Genomic DNA, 7,660 nt, shown 5'->3' on the forward strand with positions numbered 1-7,660 from the left:
GAGGCCGCCGACGGGGCGCGCTTCGTGCAGGAGAGCGGCCCGGAGACGGAGGACGCCAAGCGGCGGCTGCTCGCCGAACTCGACGAGGCGGCCCCGCCGTCGGCGCCGCTGGCCAGCAGTTCCTCCGGACTGATGCCCACCACCCTGCAGGAGATGTGCGCCCGCCGCCCGGAACGGGTGCTGGTCGGTCACCCCTTCAACCCGTCCTACCTCATCCCGCTGGTCGAGGTGGTGCCCGGCGCGCGGACCGAGCGGTCCGTCGTCGACGAGACGCTCCGCTTCTACACCGCACTCGGCAAACGGCCCGTCCTGGTGCGGCGCGAGGTGCCCGGCCATGTCACCAACCGCCTGCAGGCGGCCCTGTGGCGGGAGGCCTACTCGCTGGTGGAACGGGGCGTGGCCACCGTCGCCGACATCGACACGGCCGTCTCCGAGGGCCCCGGCCTGCGATGGGCGCTGCTCGGCCCCCTGGTCAACCAGCACCTGTCCGGCGGACCGGGCGGCATGGCCCACACCCTGGAGCACCTCGGACCGCCCGCCCAGCGCTGGATGGACGACCTCGGCACGCCACAGCTCACCCCGGCCCTGGCCGCGGCGCTGGTCCGCGGCGTCGACGAGGAACTGGCCGGCATCGACCAGGAACGCATGGTGACCGACAGGGACGAACTGCTGATCCAGCTCATCGAGGAGAAGCGCCGCCGCCGGTCCCTGACCTGACACCTCGGCCCCCTGCATCGAGGAGGAACCCCCATGCCCACGCGTTACCGCCCCCGCGTCGACCCCGACGCCCTCGTCGCCCTCGACACCCACGTCCACATCGAATGCGACGCCCACGGCCATCTCTCCCTGGACCAGGAGCTGATGGACGCCTCGGCCGCCTACTTCCGTGCCGACCACCCGCGAACGCCCACCCTCGAGCAGACGGCCGAGCACTACCGCGCCCGGAACATGGCCGCGGTCGTCTTCACCGTCGACGCCACCACCGGCCTCGGCCGCCCCCCGCTCTCCAGCGAGGAGATCGCCGAGCGCGCCGCCGAACACGCCGACGTGCTCCTGCCTTTCGGCTCGGTCGACCCGCTGCGCGGCGCCGCGGCCGTGCGGCAGGCGCGTCGCCTGGCCGAGGAGTACGGCGTCCTCGGCTTCAAGTTCCACCCCAGCCTGCAGAACTTCGCGCCCAACGACCCCGCCCATCACCCGCTCTGGGAGACGCTCCAGGAACTCGGCACGGTGGCCCTCTTCCACACCGGGCAGACCGGCATCGGCGCCGGACTCCCCGGCGGGCGGGGCATCAAGCTGCGGTACTCCGACCCGATGCTCCTCGACGACGTGGCCGCGGACTTCCCCCACCTGACCATGGTGCTCGCCCACCCGTCGGTGCCGTGGGTGGACTCCTCGATCTCGATCGCCACCCACAAGGCCAACGTGTACATCGACCTGTCGGGCTGGTCCCCGAAGTACTTCCCGCCGCAACTGGTCCGGCAGGCCAACGGCCCGCTGCGCCACAAGGTCCTCTTCGGTTCCGACTTCCCGGTCCTCGCCCCCGACCGGTGGCTCGCGGACTTCGCGAGGCTGGACATCAAGGACGAGGTGCGTCCCCTGATCCTCAAGGAGAACGCTCTGCGCATGCTGCGGCTGGAGAAGCCTCGGCCGGACCGGCCGCCGGGCGGTCGAGTCGCGCCCTGAGCCGTGGGTCATGCCCCGCGAAGGCGCTCGCCGTGGCGAGGGCGAGGAGGCCGGTCGCGGCCGGCCACCCCCATCGGAACCCTCCACTCCGCATAGGTTAGGTTAGGCAAACCTAAGTAACTCTGCCTGCCAGTCGTCCGGAGGTGGACCATGTCCGCTGCCTTCCTGTCCCCGCCCACCCCCCGCCGCACCGTGCTCCGTGGTCTGGGCGCCGGTGTCGCCGTCCTCGCCGGAGCCGGCGCGCTCGGCGCCTGCTCCTCCCGTGAGGCCGCGGCCGGCAAGCCCGCCACCGGTGACGGCGCGGGGAGCGGCTTCACCATCACCGACCAGCGCGGCAAGAAGGTCTCCTTCGACGGCCCCGTGGAGCGGATCGCCACGGCGATCATCCCGTCGCCCTCGATGCTCGCCGCCGTGGACGGCTCCTACGACCGCATCGTCGGCATCAACGAGTCCACGCTCACCGCGAACAAGCAGGGCATCTTCGGCACCCTCTTCCCGGCGTCGAAGAGGACGACCACCATCGCCGGCGCCGACTTCGTGCCCAACGTGGAGACCATCGTCAACCTGAAGCCGGACGTGGTGATCCAGTGGGGCGACATGGGCGACGAGGTCGTCGCGCCGCTGGAGAACGCCGGCTTCAAGGTGATCGGCCTGACCTACGGCACCCAGGAGCAGATGGAGACCTGGCTGGAGATCTTCGGCACCCTGCTCGGCAAGCAGGACCGATCCGCCGAACTGCTCGACTGGATGCACGCCGAGGACAAGGCGGTGCGCGCCCTGGTGGCGCCGTCCGCGAGGACGAAGCAGAAGGTCCTCTACCTGCGTACCGCCACCGACGGCTGGACCACCGCCACGGGCGCCGACTACGTCACCCACTGGACGGAGATCGCGGGCGGGACCAACGTCGCCCACGACGTGTCCGCCGACTCGCCGCAGGTCTCCGTCGAGCAGGTCCTCGCCTGGGACCCCGAGGTCATCCTCCTCTCCGCCTTCGACGAGGCCACCCCGGCCGACGTCTACGGCAACAAGAAGCTGTCCGGCGTCCGCGCGGTCCGCGACCGCCGGGTCTACAAGGTGCCGCTGGGCGGCTACCGCTGGGACCCGCCGTGCTGCGAGTCGCCGCTGATGTGGCGCTGGGCCGCCCAGATCCTCCACCCGGAGCTGGCCGCCCGCGTCGGCCTGCGCGCCCGCATCGAGGAGGCCTTCACCCGCCTCTACGGCTACGGGATCTCCGCCGCCGAGACCGACGAGGTGCTGCGCATGGACCTGAACGCCCGGAGCGCCGGCCATGACGGTTTCCGCGCCTGACCTCGCGGCGGGGACGGCGGGGACGGCGGAGGCGACGGCGCGGGGGAGAGCCGCGCGCCGCCTTCCCCGCCTGCCGCTGCTCGTCGCCGGCACGCTCCTGGTCGCCCTCGCCGCGCTGGCACTGGGCCGCTACACGGTCCCGCCCAACGAGATGGTCCGCCTGCTGGCCGGGCAGTTCCTGCCGGTCGGCGAGACCTGGACCGCGCAGGAGGAGACCGTCGTCCTCGACGTCCGTCTGCCCCGCGTCCTCCTCTCCCTCCTGGTCGGCGGCGCGCTGGCGCTCGGCGGTGCGGCCCTGCAGGGCGTCTTCCGCAACCCGCTGGTCAGCCCGGACGTCATCGGCGTGGCCTCCGGCGCCTCGTTCGGTGGCGTCCTCGCGCTGTTGCTCGGCCTCGGCTCCTTCGCGGTGGTCGGCGGCGCGTTCGGCTTCGGTCTGCTCGCGCTGGCCGTGGTGATGCTGATCGGGCGCCTGAACAGCGGCAGCCCGATCCTGATGATCGTCCTCGGCGGCACCGTCACCGGCGCGTTCTTCACCGCGCTGGTCTCCTTCGCCAAGTACGTCGCCGACCCCGAGTCGGAGCTGCCGTCGATCGTCTTCTGGCTGCTCGGCTCGCTCGCCACCGCGACCTACGCCAAGGTGCTGACCGCCGCCGTGCCGATCCTGCTCGGCGCGGCCGTGGTGCTGGCCCTGCGCTGGCGGCTCAACGTGCTCTCCCTCGGCGACGACGACGCCACCGCGCTCGGCGTCCCGCCCCGCCTCACCCGCGGCCTGCTGCTCTGCGCCGTCGCCCTGATGACCGCGGGTTCGGTGGCGGTCGCCGGACTGGTCGGCTGGGTCGGCCTGGTGGTGCCGCACCTGGCCCGGCTGTGGGCCGGCAGCGACCACCGGGTGCAGCTGCCCGCCGCCTTCCTCCTCGGCGGCGCGTACCTGACCGTGATCGACACCCTGTCCCGCACGGTGACCGCCGCGGAGATGCCGCTCGGCATCCTCACCGCCGTCATCGGCGCCCCGTTCTTCATCGCCCTGCTCGCCAGGTCCCGCAACCGGATGTGGTCCCAGTGATCGAAGCCCGCGGTCTCGGCCACCGCTACACCAAGGACCGGTGGATCTTCCGGGGCGTCGACGTCACCGCAGCCGAGGGCCGCGTCCTGGCCGTCCTCGGTCCGAACGGGCGCGGCAAGTCGACCCTGCTGCGTCTGCTCGCGGGCCTCGCCGCCCCGACCGAGGGCACGGTGACCGCCTCCGCCCCGGTGGCGTACGTCCCGCAGTCGCACTCCGCCGCGTTCGCCTACTCCGTCGCCGACATGGTGCTGATGGGCCGCACGCGGCACCTCAAGGCCTACGGCACGCCCGGCCGCCGCGACCGCGAACTGGCCGCCCAGGCGCTGGAACGGGTCGGCATCACGCACATGGCGGACCGTTCCTACGCCGAACTCTCCGGCGGCGAGCAGCAGATGACGCTGATCGCACGGGCGCTGGCCGCGCAGTGCCGGGTGATGGTCCTGGACGAGCCGGTCTCCGCGCTCGACCTGCGCAACCAGGCCCGGGTGCTGACGCTGCTCCAGGAACTGGCCGCCGCCGGCCTCGGCATCGTCCTCACCACCCACCACCCGGACCACGCCCTGCACCTCGCCGACGACGCGGTCCTGGTCCTCGGTCCGGACGACGTCCGCGTCGGGCCGGCCGCCGGGCTGCTCGACGCCGAGGCGCTGGGCGAGCTGTACGGCCTGCCCGTCTCGACCGCCGTGGTCGACGGCCCGCGCGGCCCCCGCGTCACCGTCGTCCCCGACCTCGGCCCCGCCCGCACCGCCGTCGCGTCCGCCCCCGCACCCGACCCCGTGTCCGTCCTCGCACCCGACCCCGTGTCCGCCCCTCAGGAGGCTCCCGCGTGACCGCCGCCGCACCCGTCCAGTACGTCGTCATGGGCGGGGGCGGGTCCTCGCCCATGGCCCCGCCCGCGCCCTACGCCACCGTCGACCTCTACGACCTCTTCGCCGCCGGTGAGGACCTCCTGCTCGGGGGCGAGGTGAAGGGGCTGATGTTCTCGCTCAACTGCGACCAGGTCTTCCTGGAGCGCCGGGCCCCGATGCTGGAACGTTTCGTCCGCTCCGGGGGCCGGGTCCTGGTCAACGGCCACGTCGTGCGGCCGTTCCTGCCCGGTCTCGCCCCCTGGCGGGCCGTCGACCACCACGGCCCGTCCGACCTGCGCGTCACCCCGGTGACCCCGCACCCGGTGTGGGAGGGCGTCGACTTCCACGAACTGCTCTACCGCACCGGCGTCCCCGGCACCCCCACGGGCGAGGAGCTGACCCGGGTCGGCGTGGCCGGCTTCTACGGCCGCGGCCACCACGCGTGGGTGCCCGAGGGAGGCACGGTGGTCAACGGCATCGGCCCGTACCGCCTCCCGCTGGACATCGTCTACCCGCTCGGCGACGGCCAGGTCATGGCCCACGCCGGCAACGACCTGCACGGCTTCAGTGACGCCGACCGCAGCACCCGCACCCTCGGCCCGCGCCTGCTCGCCTGGCTGGAAGGAACCCTCTGATGCCCACCCTCGGCCTCCTGCACGGCGGCGCCTTCCACCAGCTCGCCACCCTCGCCGATCCGGCCGTCCGGGTCTGGCGCCCCCGCGAGATCTACCTCCCCGAGGCGGGCCCCGAGGACTTCGATGACCTCGACACCCTGATCGTCTCCGACCGCCTCCACCCCGGCCTGCTGGCCCGCACCGCGCCGCTGCTGCTGCGGGTCGCCGAGCGCGGAGGCACGGTGGTGGTCCTCGGCGAGAACGACGTCGCGGGCTGGCTGCCCGGCCTGCGCGCCCTGCGCCCCGCCGAGACCAACTTCTGGTGGTGGCGCACCGACGGCGACAACGGCGTCCGCCGCGCGGCCGACGGCCACGAGGCCTGGGACCACCTCACGGAGCGCGCCGTCCGCTGGCACTACCACGGCCTGCTCGAACCCCCGGCCGGCGCCACCGTCCTCGCCTGCACCGACCTGGAGCGCGACGGCGACCCCGCCACCCGTCAGGTCCTCCTCTACGAGGACCGCGTGTCCACCCCGGGCCGCCTGATCGTCACCACGATGGACCCGGTGTACCACCACGGCTCCCGCTTCATGCCGGGTGCGACCCAGCTCCTGTACGGCCTCCTACGCTGGACGTGCACCGGGAGGCGCGACACGACCCTGTGACGTCCGTGACGGAGGAAGCGCGCGTGAGGGGCGGGGCCCCGGTCTCCGCGGTCCGTCTCCCGGAAGCGCGGGTTCCGCGGCGCGCGGCGCCCCGCGTGGCTCAGCCCTGCTGCTCCAGTGCGTCGGCGAAGGCGCGGAGGGCATCGGCCAACTCCTTCTTGGTGGGCAGTTCATCCACCTTCTTCTCCAAACCGTCGATGCGCTGCGCCAGTTCGTCGAGGTCCGCGGGAGCCGTGGGATCTGTGATGGGCGTCCCCGTGGGGGCCGGGGACTCGGACGGCTCCGAGGTCGGGTCGGTACCGCCTGAGCCTCCCGTGACCGTACCGCCCGAGACGACACCAGCCACGTCGCCGCTGCCGCCGGAGTCCCCGCCGTCGGTTCCACCCGACCCGCCGACGGAGCCGCCGTCACCGCCGCCGGTGTCGGCGCCGACGCTTCCGCCTCCGTCGGACGGATCCGTGGACACAGCGGTACGGCCGGAGGCCGCTCCGCCTTGGTCCGTCACGGCGATGGCCCCGCCCACACCCAGCACCATCGCGGCCGCCGCGCCGACCAGTGCCACCGTCATCCTGTGCGCCTGAAACGTCCTCATGATGGTCATGCGACGGACACTAACGATCGATCTGCGTGGAGGGGTTCCTTCCGAGAATCCGGCACCACGCCCCTGGCCGGAGGCCGAGGCCGGGAGCCTGGCTCCAGGCCGAGCCGGTTGTGCGGCACCGCGGCGGGCCGAACCACCGCTGAACGCGCCGACCTGCGCCCGTCGACCTCACCCCCGCATCCGGCTCCGGACGCATCCGCCTGGCGGGCCGCTCCGTACAACTGGCCTGGCTGCGCGATCACACCACCCACTCCTGGAGGATCTCGGACTCCGCCGAGTCCGTCCTTACGATGCACGTGCCTCGTGTCTCACGTACGTGGCGAGCAACGGGGTGCCGGACCGCGTCCTTGAGAGACGGGCCGGACGGCCCGCCGGCGGGCCCGGAGAACACCCGCCCGGGCTTGGGTCGGAGGCCGTGCCGACGTCACGGTGAGAGGGTCGGCAGTCGTCCGCCAGGGGCGGCTCCGTGAGAGCCCGTGAGAGATGAGAGGGTTTGAAGGGTGAGTGAGACGAAGACCCCGGCCCTGCAATTCCGCTTCGACGGGCCAGAAAACGCTCCCGTGCTGATCGTGGGTCCTTCCCTCGGCACCACCTGGCACATGTGGGACCGCCAGGTTCCGGAGCTGGCCCGGCAGTGGCGCGTGCTGCGCTGGGACCTGCCCGGGCACGGCGGCGCCCCCGCCTACCCCGCCGGCTCGGTCGCCGAGCTGGCGGCCCGGCTGCTGGCCACCCTCGACGGCCTCGGCGTGCACCGCTTCGGCTACGCCGGCTGCGCCCTCGGCGGTGCGGTCGGGCTGGAGCTGGCGCTGCGCCACCCCGAGCGGGTCGCCTCACTGGCGCTGATCGCCGCCTCGCCCCGCTTCGGCACCCCCGACGAG

9 protein-coding genes are annotated in these 7,660 nt (G+C 73.2%); 8 read left to right on the top strand and 1 reads right to left on the bottom strand.

The window, feature by feature from the left end:
* The 7 genes from HW445_RS12645 to HW445_RS12675 form a co-directional block, all read left to right on the top strand.
* A partial coding sequence (locus HW445_RS12645; protein ID WP_180221124.1) for a 3-hydroxyacyl-CoA dehydrogenase NAD-binding domain-containing protein occupies positions 1–717 on the top strand: 717 nt, incomplete at its 5' end.
* A gap of 33 nt (positions 718–750) precedes the next feature.
* Positions 751–1,683, top strand: a complete 933-nt coding sequence (locus HW445_RS12650) for an amidohydrolase family protein (protein WP_180221125.1) — start codon at positions 751–753, stop codon at positions 1,681–1,683.
* Positions 1,684–1,833: 150 nt separating this feature from the next.
* Positions 1,834–2,991, top strand: a complete 1,158-nt coding sequence (locus tag HW445_RS12655; protein ID WP_180221126.1) for an ABC transporter substrate-binding protein — start codon at positions 1,834–1,836, stop codon at positions 2,989–2,991.
* A complete protein-coding gene (locus HW445_RS12660; protein WP_180221127.1) occupies positions 2,972–4,054 on the top strand; it encodes an iron ABC transporter permease in 1,083 nt (360 codons plus the stop codon). Before HW445_RS12655 ends, HW445_RS12660 begins: the two co-directional genes overlap by 20 nt.
* Complete coding sequence (locus tag HW445_RS12665) at positions 4,051–4,884, top strand: ABC transporter ATP-binding protein (RefSeq protein ID WP_180221128.1); 834 nt, start codon at positions 4,051–4,053, stop codon at positions 4,882–4,884. The genes HW445_RS12660 and HW445_RS12665 overlap by 4 nt, the downstream gene beginning before the upstream one ends.
* Entirely contained in the window at positions 4,881–5,537 is a 657-nt protein-coding gene (locus HW445_RS12670) for a hypothetical protein (RefSeq protein WP_308798982.1), read from the top strand. The genes HW445_RS12665 and HW445_RS12670 overlap by 4 nt, the downstream gene beginning before the upstream one ends.
* Positions 5,537–6,181, top strand: a complete 645-nt coding sequence (locus tag HW445_RS12675) for a hypothetical protein (protein ID WP_180221129.1) — start codon at positions 5,537–5,539, stop codon at positions 6,179–6,181. The genes HW445_RS12670 and HW445_RS12675 overlap by 1 nt, the downstream gene beginning before the upstream one ends.
* Positions 6,182–6,281: 100 nt before the next feature.
* On the opposite strand, the gene HW445_RS12680 is transcribed toward HW445_RS12675, so the two are convergent.
* Positions 6,282–6,782: a hypothetical protein gene (locus HW445_RS12680; protein WP_180221130.1), complete on the bottom strand. Its 501-nt coding sequence runs from the start codon at positions 6,780–6,782 to the stop codon at positions 6,282–6,284.
* Positions 6,783–7,282: 500 nt separating this feature from the next.
* Between HW445_RS12680 and HW445_RS12685 the strand changes: the two genes are divergently transcribed.
* Positions 7,283–7,660, top strand: a 378-nt coding sequence (locus HW445_RS12685; RefSeq protein WP_180221131.1) for an alpha/beta fold hydrolase, incomplete at its 3' end; no start/stop codon positions are given.

Source organism: Streptomyces sp. UH6 (genome assembly GCF_013421635.1).
Lineage (GTDB): Bacteria > Actinomycetota > Actinomycetes > Streptomycetales > Streptomycetaceae > Streptomyces > Streptomyces abyssomicinicus.